Raw genomic sequence first — 17,071 nt, 5'->3', positions numbered from 1 at the left:
AGTCTATTTTTAAGGAATAGCGCAAGTTAATAAAAAGGACATGGACGATATGGATATTACCAAATACGTACTGGCCGTTGACGATGAAAGATCAAATCTGTTGATACTCGAAAAAGCACTGAAACAAACTTGCCATTTAATTACAACAACATCGCCTTTCAATGCTATTCCTTTGTTTGAGAAGTACCTACCAACCCTTGTTTTACTTGATATTGATATGCCTGAAATGGATGGTTTTGAGCTGTGCGAAAAGTTAAAAGCAATTAGTGCCGAACAATCTACGAACTTTATTTTTATTACCTCGCATGATGAGTTTGATTACGAACAACGCGCGTTGCAGTTAGGGGCTGTTGATTTTATTAGCAAACCACTAAATATACCTATTTGCCAATTAAGAATTAATAATCAACTGCACATAACGCGTCAGACACAACTACTTAAGCAGTCGCATGCTGCCTTGGCAAAAGAGAGAGAACATTTAAGGATTATTTTACGCTCGATTAATGATTCTGTTATTGCCACGGATGAACATGGGTTTATTACTTTTATGAACCCGGCTGCGCAAAGAATTACTGACTGGGATCAGCAACAAGCCTTAGGTGAACATATTAGTAAGGTAATGACATTAACTGACGCAACGACGGGCGCTTCTTTACTCAATCCTATTGAACACGCTATTCATGAAGAAAGAGCGGTTGCTATGGCACTTAATACGCAATTAATCAGTAAAGAAGGCTTTACTTACCGTGTTGAAGATAGTGCGTCACCAATTATTACTGAACATGGTGAATTAATAGGCGGTGTAATTGTTTTTCAAGATGTCAGCGAAACGGTTGAAATGGTCACTAGAATGACGCACATAACGCAGCATGATCAACTTACCGGGCTGCCAAATCGATTATTGCTGCACGATCGAATGATACAAGCCATTAGTAAAGCGAAAGCTGATAATGAGCAAGTCGCTACACTTGTAATTGATGTAGATAACTTTATGTACGTAAATGATACCTTAGGCCATCAAGCAGGCGATGAAATTATTAATCATATTGCGAAGCAGTTACAAATGATTGCGGGTAATAACGTGACTGTGTCTCGACTTGGAGGAGACGAGTTTGTTTTTATGCTTGGCGCAGTTAAGTCTTATTCAACAATAAACTATATTGCTAACAAGATTCTCAGTACGATCAAAGAGCCTTTCACCATTAAAGAGAGTGAAATAAACGTTACGGTAAGCATCGGCATTAGCATATACCCACAAGATGCTTATAGTGTTGAAGAATTAATTCGTCATGCTGACACTGCGATGTATAAAGCAAAGAAACACGGTAAGAATTGTTATTGGTATTTTTCCGAAGAGCTTAGCGACGAATTACAAGATAGAGTTGCGATTGAACGTGAATTACGAGATGTGCTAAATAGGCAAGCGTTAATTTTGCATTATCAACCAAAATTTTCGCTCAAAAGTGGTGATGTTTGCGGGGTTGAAGCACTTGTTCGCATTGAAAAGAGCAATGGCCAAATGCTGGCACCAGATTTGTTTATACCCATTGCGGAAGAAACGGGCCTTATTCTCGCACTTGGTAAACAAGTCTTAGAGATTAGTTGTCGTGTTGCTAAACAGTGGCATATTCAAGGAAATCCAACCTCTATCGCTGTAAATATTGCAGCGCAACAGTTTAATCAGTCTTCATTCTGCCAATCAATTGAATCTTTACTGAAAAAATATGCGCTGCCGGCTAATTTACTCGAGCTTGAAATCACTGAATCAGCACTGATCGATAATTTTGAACAGGCCATTGAAACAATTAATCAATTAAAAGCGATTGGTGTCAGCGTTGCGCTTGATGACTTTGGTACAGGTTATTCAAGTTTGTCATACTTAAAATATTTTAAATTAGATGTCTTAAAAATTGATAAGTCGTTTGTAGACAGTATTAATAGTGACAACACTGCATATAGTATTGTCAGTGCTATTGTGACCTTAGCTAGTTCATTAGCATTAACATTGGTATGTGAAGGTATTGAAACACAAGAGCAGCTAGATACATTAAAAGCGATGAATTGCCAGTTAGGGCAGGGGTATTACTTTAGTCGCCCTCTGCCATTAGACCAAGTTGAATCTTTTATGTTTGAGCGCGATAAACACTGATTTAACAACAACTAAGTGTTAACGCGCTATGTTAAATATTTGCTTATTCAATACTGTTAGTTTGTTGGGTAGTGGCTTTCTAATGCCTGATATAATTGCTGTTGGAAATCTTGTGCACCGGCATCAAGCGTATTTACCACACGCGCTAATACTTCATTGTCTTCTTCGCCTTGCCAAACTTTGACGTAACTTCCATCTTTGTAACCATGATCCTGCCTGAAGAAATTTAGGGTATTTTTGCCGACATATTGACGGAACAATTCGTCAAGGTCCATCTGCATTAAGTGCATACAGTCAGCAAAAGCTACGGCATTGAAAGCTTTATCTGTAACCGCAGAAGACGCGAGGCTTTCAAGTGCAATTTTAAAGTCTCTTTCAGATGTTTTTTGTGCTAATTGCTCAACTAATTCATCGGTGATTTGTGCCACTGAAGAACCCGTCATCAGGCGTAAACTCAAACCAAAGTGGAATATATCTACAAGTTCGAGTTGTACTTGTGCCACATCAATTTCTTGATGTTTCCACCATTTCCAGCCATGGTGATCCAACATTTCTGCACATTCAACCCAAATAGCTCTGTACCATTCATATTCATTTTCGCGCCAAGTGTCACTAACCCGGGTGTTCATTGCATCTTGCAATGTAAGCATTTGCTGAATTTGAGAGTGGGCAATACTGTGTTGAGTCATTTGTTTTCCAATTAATAATCCATAATGGGGGTATAGTTTGCCGCAGCAAATAAATGCGGGCAAGAAAAGATTCGTTAATGTGTACTAAACAACTTTTTCTTGGCAATAACGCGGTAGTCTTTAGGTGTACTTGCCATATTTTTTTTGAATAAGCGCGTAAAGTGACTTTGATCTTGAAAACCGACTTGAAAGGCAACTTCCTGTATTGATAAATTGCTCGACGTTAATAGATCTTTAGCAACTTCTAACTTCAATTGCTGCCAATATTTATATGCACTAATGCCGTTTGCTTGTTTAAATCGCCTTGTTAACGATCTTACACTGATTTCAAACTGTTCGGCAATTGTTGCTAGTGAAGCATCCGAACTTATGTTCGTTTGCATCCAAAATTGAATTTGACTGATAAGCTCATCACTATGGCGGTCAGCGGCGCCTTCAAGGTAACGTTGTTCCTCATAAGGCTTTCTAATTTCATGAGAAAAGTTTCGTTCTACAGTTTGTGCCGCAACTTTGCCATAAACTTGCGCAATAATATGGACAATAATATCTGCTAGCGCATTTAAGCTTGCGGCACAGTATATACGGTCAGATTGGGTAATGAAAAAGTCTGGCTTTAAATGGACTTGCGGGTAGTCGCGTTTGAATTGTTCAACATAATGCCAATGGGTCGTTGCTGGTCTGTTGTTTAGTAAACCTGCTTCAGCCATAAAACAAACACCTGTTCCCCCACCAATAACGGTACTACCTTGTTGCCAAATATCGTTAAGCCATGTGATCAAATTGGGGAGTCGTTTTAACAGAGGTCTAGGATTTCGCCACAAACTTGGAATAAAAGCAAAGTCTGGCTGCCTAGCTTTGGCTACGGCTACATCAGGCACAAGCTTAATTAATGCGCGTGTTGTTACCGGTTTTTGATGTTCTGCGACCATTTCTATGATTAATCGTGGCGCCTCTTTATTTTGCTGCAAGCCCGCCGCTTCTCCTGCACGCAACATTTCTACGGGTAAGCTAACGCTCGTTGCCAACATATGATCATAAAGGATCAAGGCGACGCGTACTTTTTTTCGTTGTTGTCGGATATTTCTATTCATTTGGCTATTTTGACATAAAAAATGGCGTGATATAACAATTAAAATTAATAAATTCTTTTTACACTAACTGTATTAACCTATTACGTGTATTTACTAGAGGCTTTAAATGACAGCATTACCAGTCATTGTTGGTATGGGCGGCATAAATGCTGCAGGTCGTACTTCATTTCATCAAGGCTTTCGCCGTATTATTTTGGATAAACTGAATCAAGAGGCACGCCAAGAAACTTTTATAGGTTTGGCTACGCTAATGAATTTAGTCTCTTTTAAAGAAGGTAACTTTGTTGATGAACAGGGTGATGTGATCGCTGCATCTGACATTGAATCACGTTACGCAGAACAAATATTAGCAGGTACTTTAATTCGCAAAATTGAATCAGATCATTTTAACCCTGATGCTACGCCTTGGCATCAAAAAATCGCATTACAAGCGACGGATAAAGGGCTGACTTTTAATGCGAGAAAGCGCGACTTACCCACGCCATTGCCAAGTACATGGCGAGTAACTGATATTGATGAAAAACAGGTAAATGTTGTTATTGAAGGGACGCTAGAGGTTAAACATGACTCTACTAGAGATAACCCAATAAAAGCAGCAGGGCAATTTCCTACCGGGTTTAATCCAGCGGTACTTTATAATAGTCGTTATCAACCAAGAGGTTTGCAAGCGACAATTTTTGGCGCTGCGGATGCAATACATTCAACTGGCTACAGCTGGCCTGAATTGGCGAAGCACGTTAGTCCGGATGAAATAGGCACCTATTCTGCTTCTGTTTTTGGTCAAACGCAAAGCGAAGGCTTTGGTGGTATGATGCAAAACCGTTTAAAAGGCGATCGAGTCACCACGAAGAACTTGGCGCTTGGTTTAAACACCATGTCTACCGATTTTATCAATGCCTATGTAACGGGTAGCGTAGGTACTACCTTTACCTCTACAGGTGCGTGTGCAACATTTTTATATAATTTAAAAGCGGCAGTAAATGATATTCAATCTGGTCGAATTCGTTTAGCAATTGTAGGTAGTAACGATTGCGCGCTGACACCGGAAGTTATTGAAGGCTTCGGCAACATGAGCGCGCTAGCGAATGAGGAAGGGCTTAAGAAGCTTGATGGTATTACTGAAGGTAGTGCTGATCACCGCAAAACAAGTAGACCTTTCGGTGAAAATTGTGGTTTTACCATTGGTGAAGCAGCTCAGTTTTTAGTTATCATGGATGATGCACTCGCGCTTGAGTTAGGTACTAAGGTACTTGGGGCTGTTGCTGATGTTTATACCAATGCCGATGGTATTAAAAAATCCATTACAGCACCGGGCCCAGGTAATTATATTACTATGGCTAAATCTGTAGCGTTGGCAAAAAACATAGTTGGTGAAGAGGCTATTCAGAAACGAAGCTTTATTTTAGCCCATGGTTCAAGTACACCACAAAATCGTGTTACTGAATCTTTGATTTACCACCGTGTAGCGGAATCATTTGATATTAACGATTGGCCTGTAGCCGCACCTAAAGCCTATTTAGGCCACACTATTGGGCCAGCAAGTGGTGATCAGGTTGCGTGGGCATTAGGAGTGTTTGAATATAACATCATGCCAGGTATTACCACGATTAATGCTGTTGCAGACGATGTGCACGCAGAACGTTTAAACATTGCAACGGATCATTGGCAGTGCCAAGAAATGGATGTTGCCTTCATTAATTCTAAAGGTTTTGGCGGTAATAATGCCACAGCGACGCTACTTTCACCGAAAGTTACTTTGTCTATGATGGCGAAAAGATATGGTGAGCAAGCAATGGAGTGCTTCCAAGATAAAAGCGTAAATGTAAGTAAAGCGCGCGAGGCTTATAAAGATAAAGCTGATAAAGGTCAGTTCGAGTTAATTTATAAATTTGGTGACGGTGTGTTGACTGATGAAGATATTGTGTTATCCGACAGTGAAATATCGATGTCAGGTCTTGCGCAAAAAATTACGTTACCATCGAAAAATCCATTTAGTGATATGACATGAATAGTTAATAACATTATTTTAAATGTATAAAAGGCCAGTCAAATCTGGCCTTTTTTATTGTTAACTCAAAACCACTTCTTATGGAGATAGTGAACGTTTTACCTGTAAAGCTTAGTTTAACAGTATTAATTAAATGGATTTCATGTAGTTTTTTAATGCTATATTTCAGTGATGGAGCTTTTCGTCATTTAGCAACTTGCCGTGCATGTGGATGACTTACTGCATCTCAGCTAATAACTGATTGACTACTATCGGGTCAGTTTTCAGTGGCTTCTACATCTTCCTCTATAAGAAATGGCTCAACAACGTAGCGACCATTAAAGATTGCCCTTTCAGAATCAGGAGCAATATCGCCCATAGTTAACATAGCAGGGCCTGTCGGCTCTGCCAAAACGTAGGTTACCCCTTCATGAGTTAGAGTGACGTCATCGCTTTGCGGCGTATCATCTATACCAATGAGTGCATGATTGTCGATGAAGACCAGTATAATATTAATACGCGGCATTAGCATTCGTAAAATTGCGGCAGCAAGGGTTACTTTGCTATCACAGTCTCCTTGGTTTTCCCATAGGAGTTTTAAAGGTGGGTTGAATCCTGCTCCAGAAGATGTAATGCGCGATTCTAGTGTTGCATACGGTATGCTTTGTATAAAACCGATAACAAAATTACTTACTCGGCGAATATTTTTTATTGATGACTTTGCCATGATCGTGGGCTTTAACGGCTTAAAGTCGTTGACTGACTCTTGCGCTATTCTTCGGTGATCTGGCTTAATGGCCGGAATGTTGTCAGGGGTAACGAATTGTTGAAAATAACTTTTTTGTAAATATTCACGATAATAGCGTTGTTGAAGGTTATTAACTTCTTGCTCTGCTTCTCTTATTTTGTTTTTATTTTGGCTTTTAATTTGGGTTGTTACTATATTCCCTTGCTGTTTAAAGAGTACTAAAACCCCTGATATTGGTTGTGTTCTAAAGTGTTTTCGTAAACTGTTGTTGACAAACTCTTGCGCTCTTTTTGGTTTGTAATTTGTTAAATTTCTATACTTATCAAATACTTGCTCCTTACTAAACTGAAAATCTAGTGTTTGTGTATTTTGATAATGATCTAACCATTGGTAATGAAATTTTATATTGCTCCCTTCTTGCGTTTTATTGAAATTAATTTGCGCAGCCAAGACTATATCGCTGAGTGTTGGCGATAGATAAAGCGAAAAACTGAATATCAAAGTGATGACGCGCATTTTATTACTTCAAGTAAATGTGTTGTCCTATACTCACTTTAAGCAAGCGAGCGCGATTCGACAAGTTATTTGCAGTGCTTTGCTTTACATTTAGGATAGTTTCGTTATATTCAAACACATGTTTGAATTAATTGTTTGAAAATGAGGTTGCAACATGGCTGATTATCACGCTCCGCTAAAAGATATGAACTATTTATTATGGGATGTTTTCTCAGTCGACAAAACTTGGCCAGAGCTACCTAAGCTCGCTGAACATGTTGATCAAGAAACGTCTCAAGCTATTTTATCGGAATGTGCAAAAATAGCTGAACAAGTTATCGCGCCTATTTCACGAGAAGGTGATGAAGTTGGTGTTAGCTTTGACAATGGTACTGTGACAACGGCACCTGGTTATAAAGAAGCATTTAAAACCTATGCAGAAGGCGGTTGGACATCATTGGGGGGTGATATTGAGTATGGTGGTATGGGGATGCCGAAAACGATCACTTCTTTACATGAAGAGATGTTATGTTCAGCAGATATTTCATTTTCACTTTACCCTGGGTTAACTGCAGGGGCTGCTTTATCACTTGCAAAGCACGCGAGTGATGAGCTTAAAGAGCGTTATTTAACACGCTTATATCAAGGTGATTGGACTGCCTCAATGTGTTTAACCGAGGCTCATGCAGGAACTGATCTTGGGATGATCAGGACGAAAGCTGAACCTCAAGAAGATGGTAGCTATAAAATAACAGGTAACAAAATATTTATTACTGCGGGTGAGCATGATCTTGCAGAGAATATTATTCATTTAGTTTTAGCTAAACTTCCTGACGCTCCCGCTGGCCCTAAGGGTATTTCTTTATTCGTAGTGCCTAAGTACAAAGTAAACGACGATGAAACACTCGGTGATTTTAACAACGTAAGTTGTGGCTCAATTGAGCATAAAATGGGCATACACGCATCAGCGACTTGTGTTATGAACTTTGACGGCGCAACCGGTTACCTCGTGGGTGAAGTTAATAAAGGCTTAGCGTGTATGTTTACCATGATGAATTTTGAACGCATTGGTGTAGGCATTCAAGGATTAGGTGCTAGTGTGCGCTCCTATCAAAATGCGCTCGAATATGCCAAAGATCGATTACAAAGTCGTTCACTTTCAGGCGCAAAAACGCCTGATCAAGCGGCAGATTCAATTATGGTTCATGGCGATGTTCGTCGTATGTTGCTTAATATGAAAGCGTTAAATGAAGGTTCACGCGCGCTGTCTTTATATATTGCAAATCAATTGGATATTGCAACATTTGGTGATGGTGAACAACAAAAAACAGCGGAAGGTATAGCTGCGTTAATGACACCCGTTGCTAAAGCATTTTTCACGGATATTGGTTTTGAAAACACTGTGGCTGGCCAGCAAGTATTTGGTGGTCATGGCTATGTCCGAGAGTGGGGACAAGAGCAACTTGTCAGGGATACGAGAATTGCGCAAATATACGAAGGCACTAATGGTATCCAAGCAATGGACTTATTAGCGCGTAAAGTTGCTTCATCTAAAGGTCAATTATTGGCTGGGTTTCTTACCGAAATTAAGCATTACATTGATAATACTACTAAAGATAACATGGCAGAATTTGTTAAACCGTTGGCTGCTGCAGTTACTGAGCTTGAACAGATAACGCAATTTATTTTGACGCAAGCACAACAAGATTCTGAAATTTTAGGGACTTCAGCAAATGACTACCTACATATCGTTGGCTATACTTCGATGGCTTATGTGTGGTGTAAAATGGCGGAAGTGAGCATGAAAAATGAGGCTGAAGACCCAGAGTTTCATCAGAGTAAGCTTTATACAGCTAAGTATTTCTTTGCACGCTTGTTGCCGAGAAATGCATCATTGATTGCAGCAATTAAATCAGGTTCTGCACCAATGTTTGATATACCGGATGCGTTATTTTAATGTTTAAGCCCACTTTATATGGTGGGCTTTTTTTTGTGCGGTTTACCTGCTTAAATAGTGATATCCTTAAAACGATATAACCATAAGGATTTTTTTATGAAATTATTAGGCTCTACAACTTCTCCTTTTGTGAGACGACTGCGTGTTTATTTAGAAGATAAAGATTACGACTTTGTTAACTTAGATATTTTTGCAGAGCAAGATAGAACGCTTTTGACCGAAAAAAACCCAGCACAAAAAATCCCAGCTCTTATTGATGATGATTTATGCATTTACGATTCTCGCGTTATTTATCGTTATTTGGTTGAAAAATTTGACGAACCCAAATTATCTTGGCCTCAAGAAAATTTACTAACCTTAATTGATTCAGTAAATGATGCTTTAGTATCAACATTGATATTAAAGCGTTCAGATATCGATACTATGCAAGACGCATTGTTTTTTAATCTACAGCGAGAACGCACTAAAACGGTACTTGCTACGTTAGATACTGCGGTTGCGAATGGTGAATTTAATCAGTGGCATTATCCAGCTATATGTTTGTGGTGCTTACTTGACTGGGTGGACTTTAGAGAAATGACGACATGGCACAACTTTACACATTTAGTACAGTTTTTTCAGCAAAATGCGTCACGTGTTATTTTACATTCTACTGATCCTAGGCTTTAAATACTGTTGTAAATTGTTTGACGCATTAACTGTTAAAAGGAATAACTGGTGCCAATAAGAGCCATTTGAATGTTTTTGTGGTCGATAAAAGGGCTCTTTTCTAACGTTTTATCTAAGTTAGTGGCGCTTAAAAGCCCCATGAGCTTCCAGTCTTTTGTGATGGAATAAGTTGTCACCAAACCAAGTGTGTAGTTCTTAGCGCGTTTAGTATTTGATGATACTGTGAGTACATCGTATTCGGGGGCACCAAAATATCCTCTTACTTGGTTCTCTCCCATCGACTCGAATTGTGCGGTGACTGTGACATTTAGGTTTTCATACGCGACAATGTTATAGGCACCTTGCAAATAAATAGTGGTTGAATCAGCGATGGTAGATTGTTGATTAATGATCGCTGTTTCTGCACTAAACCGACCAAATACATAGGCGGCATTTAAGCCATGGTTCTCTCGTATGTCGGATACAAAAGGGCGCTTGTTTACATCGTCGTTTACAGTAGGTTGCTGGATATGACCAACCCAATACTTTGAAGAGCTTTTATCATTAGATTTCCACTGACCCGTTCGTGTTACTATGCGGCTTGTTGCGAAAAGGTTTTCTTCTGGTGCTAATAAACCAAGCGATTCGGCATTATGGCTAACAAGGCTTTGTGGAATATTAATGGCGTCTAAGCCCCATTGTTGCGAAAAACTGATGCCAGACTGCTTATTTATCGTAATATCGTTACTAGCGACCACATCACTATTTGCTTGTGCTGTAATACTTATAAGTAAACTTATCAAGATCATATGTTTCATTGAATAACCCTTGTGCTAGGTAGCAAATCATTCTTAATATAAGACAACTGTTTTTATTTTTTAAAGTGCTACCTGCTTAACTATAGACTGCGTATTAAATAATAGGGGGCTACATTGACAAAATATTTCAGATAATTGCGTAGCTTGTTGTTTTTATGTGTGAAATATATATCAACATTTTCTATAACGATTATTGATGCCATTGATGTATAATTGCCGCAAGTTTAGTTATGAGAATTAGCTTTGTTAGCATTTATTCGCATTATTTTAATGGCAATAGCGATTGTCATTATTTCTTGTATTTCTATGTTGATGTGTTTAGTCAGACCGTTTCATCGAAATAACGTTTATCGAACAGCACAATGGATGGCAAAGGTTTCGTATATTGTAGGCGTAGAAATTGAAGTGAGGGTTCCTCAGACTATTTCGCCAGAACAGTCATATGTGTACATTGGCAACCATCAAAATAGTTATGATTTGTTTACCATCAGCAAGGCTGTGCAACCTAATACAGTTAGTGTGGGTAAAAAAAGTTTAGCGTGGATCCCATTTTTTGGTCAAATGTATTGGTTAACGGGGAATATACTTATTGATCGGAATAATAAAAATAAAGCTTCTAATACCATTACATCTACAGTCGATAAAATTAAAAAGAAGGGCATTTCTGTGTGGCTTTTCCCAGAAGGTACAAGAAGTTACGGTCGAGGTATATTGCCATTTAAAACAGGCGCTTTTAGAACGGCAATGAGCGCGGGCTCTCCTATTGTGCCATGCGTATGTAGTAACTCGAATGATATTAAACTTAACCGTTGGAACAATGGTAAACTTATTATTGAGTATATGGATCCTATTTCGATGGAAGGTTTACGTACAGAAGATATTAGAAAACTTGCAAATGACACGAGAGCTAAAATGACCGTGAAGTTTGATCAACTTACACAAGAGGCAAAACAATGATCGACCAAGCATTAGAGGAATTATATCAACATACAGAATCTCTTGTGGAAGCACTTATTAGCGATGGCTCTAATGAAGAAGTGCATCACACCATTGAGCACCATTTTTCGAGTGAAAGTTTTGAAAAACTAGAAAAAGCGGCAATTGCGGCATTTAAAATGGGCTTTGATGTAGAAGAGCCTGAAGAAGCAGAATTAGAAAATGGTGATAAAGTCTTTGCTTTTGACATTGTGACAGAGCAACCACTGGAAATCGAGATTCTAAAAGATGAAACCAAATTAATGTTTGAGTTGGCAGGCCAGAATAAAGTTGATTATGATGGTTGGGGAACATATTTCGAAGAATAATAACAGGATAAAGGAGTGAATAAATGGAATGGTTAGATAAGCTGTTAAGGGCGGATGTCTTAGCCTTAATTATACCGATTGTCGCAATTGTTGGTGCATTTAGTGTCGCAGCGCTAAAAGCTCATCACCGTCATCAGGAACGAATTGAGAAAATAAAGCAAGGAATGGATCCTGACAACTAAACCGTATACTGATGATGCGTTAACAAATACTATGACTCAACATTAGATAACATTTGATGTTGAGTCTCTTACCACTAATTGTGGCGTGTAATGCGTTACAATTGATTTTGCGGCTTGTTTTCTCGATTTAGCAATGAGTAGGTTCGCCGCATCTTCAGCTATTTTTGGATTGGGTTGATGTGCTGTGGTCAGCCTTGGCCAGGTTTGACGGGAGAATGGACTGTTTTCAAACCCTGTAATGGATAATTGCTCAGGTATATTTATCCCTAATAATCGCGCAGCAAAAAGTGCACCGGCTGCGATTTCATCGTTACAACAAAAAATGGCGGTAGGTTTGACGTTTCTTGCCATTAATTGTTTAGCGCCTTGAACCCCTGACTCGAAAGAATATTCCCCGTTTACAATTAACTGATCATCTATTTCGATATTATTGTCTTGTAGAGATTTTTTGTAACCTTTTAGACGTTCAACAGTGGACATATGTTCTGCTTCACCAGCAATGAAAGCAATATCTTTGTGCCCAAGGTCAATAAGGTGTTGAGTGATACTTAAGGCGGCATCATGGTCATTAATCATAATACATGGGGCAATATTATCTGGAGCAACATCACCAGACATAATACGGACGACTTCAATATCTAACTTTAATATGTGCTCAACAAATTCAGGCATTTCTGAAAATGGCGGAGTCAACACTAATCCCGCGATACGAGAATGCTTGATCATATCAGTGATCTCTTCAACAAGATGTTCTGACTTCGCGCTACATGGGTGAATTAATAATTCAAAACCTTGTTTTTTACAAGCTTCCAGAATACCGTTTTGCATATCGATAACATAGTAAGCATTTGGGTTGTCGTAAATAAAGGCAATACTGTAAGATTTTGTACCTGCTAAGTTTCGTGCAGCTAAATTTGGTTGATAATTAAGCGATTTAACGGCCGCCATGACTTTATCACGTGTAGGTTGGCGCACTGAAGGCTCATTATTCATCACTCTTGATACTGTCTTTATTGACACACCTGCCGCTTTTGCTACGTCAGTTATCGTTGTTTTCATCTAAAATTACAGCCTTGTATAGTAATAATAATTATTGTTGAGCAGTTTGTGAGTGCGTAAGAATATGTATTTATACCGTTAGCAGCAAGTATTTATTTAATACGCCGATAATTGTACCTGTATAAGTATTTTTATTAAAAAAACTGACAGCGTTGTCATCTTTAGGCGAACGAATCACAAGTGACTTTAAATTAAGTGAATCTTTATCGTAAAGTCAAGGTTAATATTTGAGCAGTTTAAAATGGCGAATGTTTACTAGTAGTTATTAACTTAAATTTGACCTGTTAGGTTTTATGTATAATTTTTAGCGTTGTATTGATTACTGTTTAAACGGCTTGGGTGCATTTACTGAACGCCTAGTCTTGAGTGTAGTAATAAAACGCCAAATTCTATTCATTATCATGCATTATTATTCAGTAATATCTTATAACTAATCGAAAAATAACGAATATTTATTAAAATCCCCGCCATTTTTACTTGTTATCTATAATTGGAAATTAATTTTATAACGATATATTTCAATGTGTTATGTGGTTTTTGAAGATAATGTTGCGATCAAGTATAGCCATGATTGTATTTTTTGTGTATGGTTTTACTTAACCTATGACAACGCTGTCATCAAATTAAAAGACAGCGCTGTCTTTAATGAGGTTATATAAACATAACGAAACAAATTTAAAAAACGTGTGTAAGGGAAAGTCGATGTCATCTAAAACATTTAAAAAAGGCGTTTTAGCGAGTTCAATCGCTATGGTTCTTGCGGGTGGTGCTACACCATTAGCAATGGCTGCTGAAGGCGCTGATAAAGAAGTTGAAGTAATTGAAGTCACGGGTATCCGTGGCTCAACAAAAGCAAGTATAAACGGTAAACGTTTTGCTGATTCGCAAGTTGACGGTATTGCAGCAGAAGATATTGGTAAGTTACCTGATGTAACCATTACTGATTCATTGCAACGTATTACGGGTGTTCAAATTGAACGTGTTGCTGGTGAAGGCGGCGGTGTTCAAATTCGTGGTCTACCTCAAATTGATACCACCATGAATGGTGAAACCTTTTTATCTGCAACAACAATTGATACCTCAGGCGCTGATTTAGGTGATTTACCTGCGCAACTTTTTGGTGGTGTTGATGTGTATAAATCGGCAACAGCTGATAATACTGCGCAAGGTATTGCCGGTGCGATTGACTTAAAAACGCGTCGTCCATTTGACATGGATGATGGTTGGACATTCGTGGGTGGTGCGGAAGCAACACGCGGTTCAATTACCGAAGAAACAGACCCAACATTGCATGGCTTAGCGGCATATAATGACGGTAAAATTGGTTTCTTAATTTCAGCGGTGACACAAGATGTAACGCTAGCAACCGATTATAACGGCCATAACGATACTTCTGAAAACGGTGGTTTAGGTTGGACATCTAATAACTACGCGTGGAGTACACCAGCTGAATCTGCTGGCTACCGCAACATAGTGCCACACGGTTTTACTGCGTTTAATAAAACTGAAGAGCGTGAGCGTGATGCTGTTCAAGCGTCTTTACAAGTTGATTTAGGTGAAGGCTACACGTTAACAGCAGATTATTTCTACACAAACCAAGACCGTTTTAATGCGCGTTCAGGTTTTAACAACAATAACCGCTGGCAAACTTTCGCCCAGTATGCGTTTGCGACCAACTATACCGGTGATTCATACACAGACGCTGATGGCAACGAATGGCGTGGTGTTGATGCCTTTAAGATGCGTCCATACCGTTTACAATCATTTACGCAAGTTAACATTAATGAAGAAAAATCACGTAACTTCAACTTACAGTTAGATTATGACAATGGTGGTGCGTTAACTGGTCAAGTACGTTTCACTGATGCTACTGCAACAGCGAAAATGCGTCATGCCTACGGTGAAGGCGATATCATGAGTATCGATGAAGGTGCGTTGGTATTAGGCCCAGGTGGTTTTACATCAGCGGAATACTGTAACAACGGTGAAGAAATTGTTGGCTCAGAAGGCGGCTGTTACGGTAAGTTCTCTCAAGGTATTGAAACAGGTGATTTCTTCTTAACGCATGATGCTAGTGGTGAGCATCCAACGTTTGGTGGTTTCGACCAAGTGGTCACTGGTGGTCAAGGTGCAATGACAGTTGCTGATTACATGGCAAGCCTTGATTCATATCACATTGGTGCATTTTCATCAGAAGGTAACACTGATGATAAAGCAGACATGCGTACTTTTAGCACAAAATGGAACTACGCATTAGAAAATAACGATGTTATTACCAGTGTTGATTTTGGTATTCGTTATTCACAACGTGATATTGACCATGACCAATTTACGTATACTTCAGATTTTGGTAACGGTTGTGATATTGCACAATGGAAAGCGGTTGACCAAAACTTAGATAGAAGTACGAGTAATGCTCCTGATAACGCTTGTTATGGCTTAGAAGGTACGGGTGAGTACACACCTGCAGAGCAAGGTAATTTTGCTTATAATGCTGAAACTGGCGAGTACGAAGAAACATCACATTATCAGTATGATGAAGATACTGGTGAGAGAATGTATGTACCAAAAGTTGATGAAAATGGCGACCCTATTTACGGTGATTTCACGTGGACTCCTTATACGTTATTACCACCAACACGTTTAGACCAGCATACAACGGTTTCATGGCAAACAGACTTTGGTAATGTTAAAGGCATTCCAGGTATTTGGGTGATTGACCCAAGTAACTTCCGTAACCCACGCCAATGGCATCAAGATACGTTTGGTAACGTACAACGTACTGAAAATGGTGGTGCGACGTATGATGTAGGGTTAGATGAATTATCTTACTTCTTACAAGCGAACTTTGAGTACGGTAACTTATCAGGTAACGTTGGACTTAAAGTGATTGAAACCACGTTATTTGTGAAGCAAAACCTAATTGGTGGTAACTTACCGCATTCAGGTTTAGGGCCAGATATTGGTGATGAAGTAACTGAGCGTACGTATAAAGACGAATTACCGTCAATTAACTTAGCGTATCAAGCAAGTGATGACGTTGTTTTACGTGCGGCGTTCTCTGAAAATATGCAAGCGTTAGACTTAGCGCAATGGGGAGCAGGTAAAAACGTCGGTATGGTGTTTAATAATGGCTGTGGCTGTATGCGTGTACAAGAAGTGACGCTAAACGGTAACCCGGCGTTGAACCCATGGCGCTCAGAGAATTGGTCATTATCAGCTGAGTGGTATGCAGGTGAAGCATCAATGTTCTTTGCATCAGCATTTGGTATTGATATTGCCGAATTTACTGAAAGTAAAACAGAGCTACGTAGCGAAGAGCCAGATAGTGATGGTGTTATCCGTGGTCCACACCCAACGACGTTTACGGCACAATCAAAAGGTGGTGAAGTAGCTGGTTTTGAATTGGGCGCTAAAGTGGCGTTAAGTGATTTCTTAGGTGATGATGGTATCTTTAAGAATGTTGGTTTTGACTTAAACTACACGTATACCGATTCAAAACAAGAAGCGAAAGACGTACACGGTGATGACTTACCGTTCCAAGGGATGTCAGAAGATACATATAACGCGGTTGTGTGGTATGAAAATGAGACATTCTCAGCGCGTTTAGCGTGGAACTCACGTAGCCCGCGTTTGATGACCGCAGGTAATTCAGGCACAGGTGGTCAATCGTTGTATCAAGACGATTACTCGCAGCTTGACTTTAATGCGACGTACAACTTCAGTGAAGACATTAGCTTTTATGTGAATGGTTCAAACATTACTGAAGAGTACCAACAAGCATTCATTGAGTTTGAAAAGCAAAAAGCTTTCCAAAACGTTTATGAAGCACGTTGGACAGTAGGTACACGCGTTAAGTTCTAATTGAACAACGCTGGACTAAATCAAAAACCGTCGCTTATGCGGCGGTTTTTTTATCTCTAAAGCATGAACTCAAGAGGTGT

Annotated in this window: 13 protein-coding genes; 8 read left to right on the top strand and 5 right to left on the bottom strand. The window is 39.2% G+C overall.

Annotation, left to right across the window (positions count from 1 at the left end; translation table 11 throughout):
* The first annotated feature begins 49 nt into the window (after positions 1-49).
* Positions 50-2,149: a two-component system response regulator gene (locus QUE09_RS15400; RefSeq protein WP_286233754.1), complete on the top strand. Its 2,100-nt coding sequence runs from the start codon at positions 50-52 to the stop codon at positions 2,147-2,149.
* 56 nt (positions 2,150-2,205) lie between these two features.
* Here the strand turns inward: QUE09_RS15400 and QUE09_RS15395 are convergent, their stop codons facing one another.
* Positions 2,206-2,838 carry a dUTP diphosphatase gene (locus QUE09_RS15395; RefSeq protein ID WP_286233753.1) on the bottom strand — a complete coding sequence of 211 codons (633 nt, stop codon included), beginning with the start codon at positions 2,836-2,838 and terminating at the stop codon, positions 2,206-2,208.
* Positions 2,839-2,912: 74 nt separating this feature from the next.
* Positions 2,913-3,929: a GlxA family transcriptional regulator gene (locus tag QUE09_RS15390; protein ID WP_286233752.1), complete on the bottom strand. Its 1,017-nt coding sequence runs from the start codon at positions 3,927-3,929 to the stop codon at positions 2,913-2,915.
* A 106-nt stretch (positions 3,930-4,035) separates the two neighbouring features.
* On the opposite strand from QUE09_RS15390, the gene QUE09_RS15385 reads away from it, so the two are divergent.
* A complete protein-coding gene (locus QUE09_RS15385; RefSeq protein ID WP_286233751.1) occupies positions 4,036-5,937 on the top strand; it encodes a beta-ketoacyl synthase in 1,902 nt (633 codons plus the stop codon).
* Between the two features lie 256 nt (positions 5,938-6,193).
* Here QUE09_RS15385 and QUE09_RS15380 read toward each other — a convergent pair whose 3' ends face one another.
* The gene (locus QUE09_RS15380) at positions 6,194-7,180 is read right to left on the bottom strand and encodes a hypothetical protein (protein ID WP_286233750.1); all 987 of its coding nucleotides are present in this window, start codon (positions 7,178-7,180) and stop codon (positions 6,194-6,196) included.
* 154 nt (positions 7,181-7,334) lie between these two features.
* Here QUE09_RS15380 and QUE09_RS15375 point away from each other — a divergent pair, with 154 nt between their 5' ends.
* Positions 7,335-9,116 carry an acyl-CoA dehydrogenase C-terminal domain-containing protein gene (locus tag QUE09_RS15375; RefSeq protein WP_286233748.1) on the top strand — a complete coding sequence of 594 codons (1,782 nt, stop codon included), beginning with the start codon at positions 7,335-7,337 and terminating at the stop codon, positions 9,114-9,116.
* Between the two features lie 96 nt (positions 9,117-9,212).
* Positions 9,213-9,785, top strand: coding sequence for a glutathione S-transferase family protein (locus QUE09_RS15370; RefSeq protein WP_286233745.1), 573 nt, complete (start codon positions 9,213-9,215; stop codon positions 9,783-9,785).
* Positions 9,786-9,817: 32 nt separating this feature from the next.
* Here QUE09_RS15370 and QUE09_RS15365 read toward each other — a convergent pair whose 3' ends face one another.
* Positions 9,818-10,582 carry a MipA/OmpV family protein gene (locus QUE09_RS15365; protein WP_286233744.1) on the bottom strand — a complete coding sequence of 255 codons (765 nt, stop codon included), beginning with the start codon at positions 10,580-10,582 and terminating at the stop codon, positions 9,818-9,820.
* A gap of 243 nt (positions 10,583-10,825) precedes the next feature.
* On the opposite strand from QUE09_RS15365, the gene QUE09_RS15360 reads away from it, so the two are divergent.
* From QUE09_RS15360 to QUE09_RS15350, 3 genes are read left to right on the top strand one after another with little or no spacing between them, the layout of a single operon-like run.
* Entirely contained in the window at positions 10,826-11,539 is a 714-nt protein-coding gene (locus QUE09_RS15360) for a 1-acylglycerol-3-phosphate O-acyltransferase (RefSeq protein ID WP_286233743.1), read from the top strand.
* The gene (gene rraB, locus QUE09_RS15355) at positions 11,536-11,886 is read left to right on the top strand and encodes a ribonuclease E inhibitor RraB (RefSeq protein WP_286233740.1); all 351 of its coding nucleotides are present in this window, start codon (positions 11,536-11,538) and stop codon (positions 11,884-11,886) included. Before QUE09_RS15360 ends, rraB begins: the two co-directional genes overlap by 4 nt.
* Before the next feature lie 23 nt (positions 11,887-11,909).
* On the top strand, positions 11,910-12,068 hold the full coding sequence (locus QUE09_RS15350) for a hypothetical protein (RefSeq protein WP_286233738.1): 159 nt from the start codon (positions 11,910-11,912) through the stop codon (positions 12,066-12,068).
* A 42-nt stretch (positions 12,069-12,110) separates the two neighbouring features.
* Here the strand turns inward: QUE09_RS15350 and QUE09_RS15345 are convergent, their stop codons facing one another.
* Positions 12,111-13,127 (bottom strand): LacI family DNA-binding transcriptional regulator, encoded by a 1,017-nt coding sequence (locus tag QUE09_RS15345; protein ID WP_286233736.1) that lies wholly within the window; start codon positions 13,125-13,127, stop codon positions 12,111-12,113.
* Positions 13,128-13,829: 702 nt separating this feature from the next.
* Between QUE09_RS15345 and QUE09_RS15340 the strand changes: the two genes are divergently transcribed.
* Positions 13,830-16,991 carry a TonB-dependent receptor domain-containing protein gene (locus tag QUE09_RS15340; RefSeq protein WP_286233734.1) on the top strand — a complete coding sequence of 1,054 codons (3,162 nt, stop codon included), beginning with the start codon at positions 13,830-13,832 and terminating at the stop codon, positions 16,989-16,991.
* The last annotated feature ends 80 nt before the right edge of the window (positions 16,992-17,071 follow it).

It is taken from the genome of Thalassotalea sediminis (assembly GCF_030295915.1).
In the GTDB taxonomy this organism is placed as follows: domain Bacteria; phylum Pseudomonadota; class Gammaproteobacteria; order Enterobacterales; family Alteromonadaceae; genus Thalassotalea_C; species Thalassotalea_C sediminis.
The sequence above is the reverse complement of the archived record's forward strand: the minus strand, read 5'-3'. Positions and strand labels throughout refer to the sequence as shown.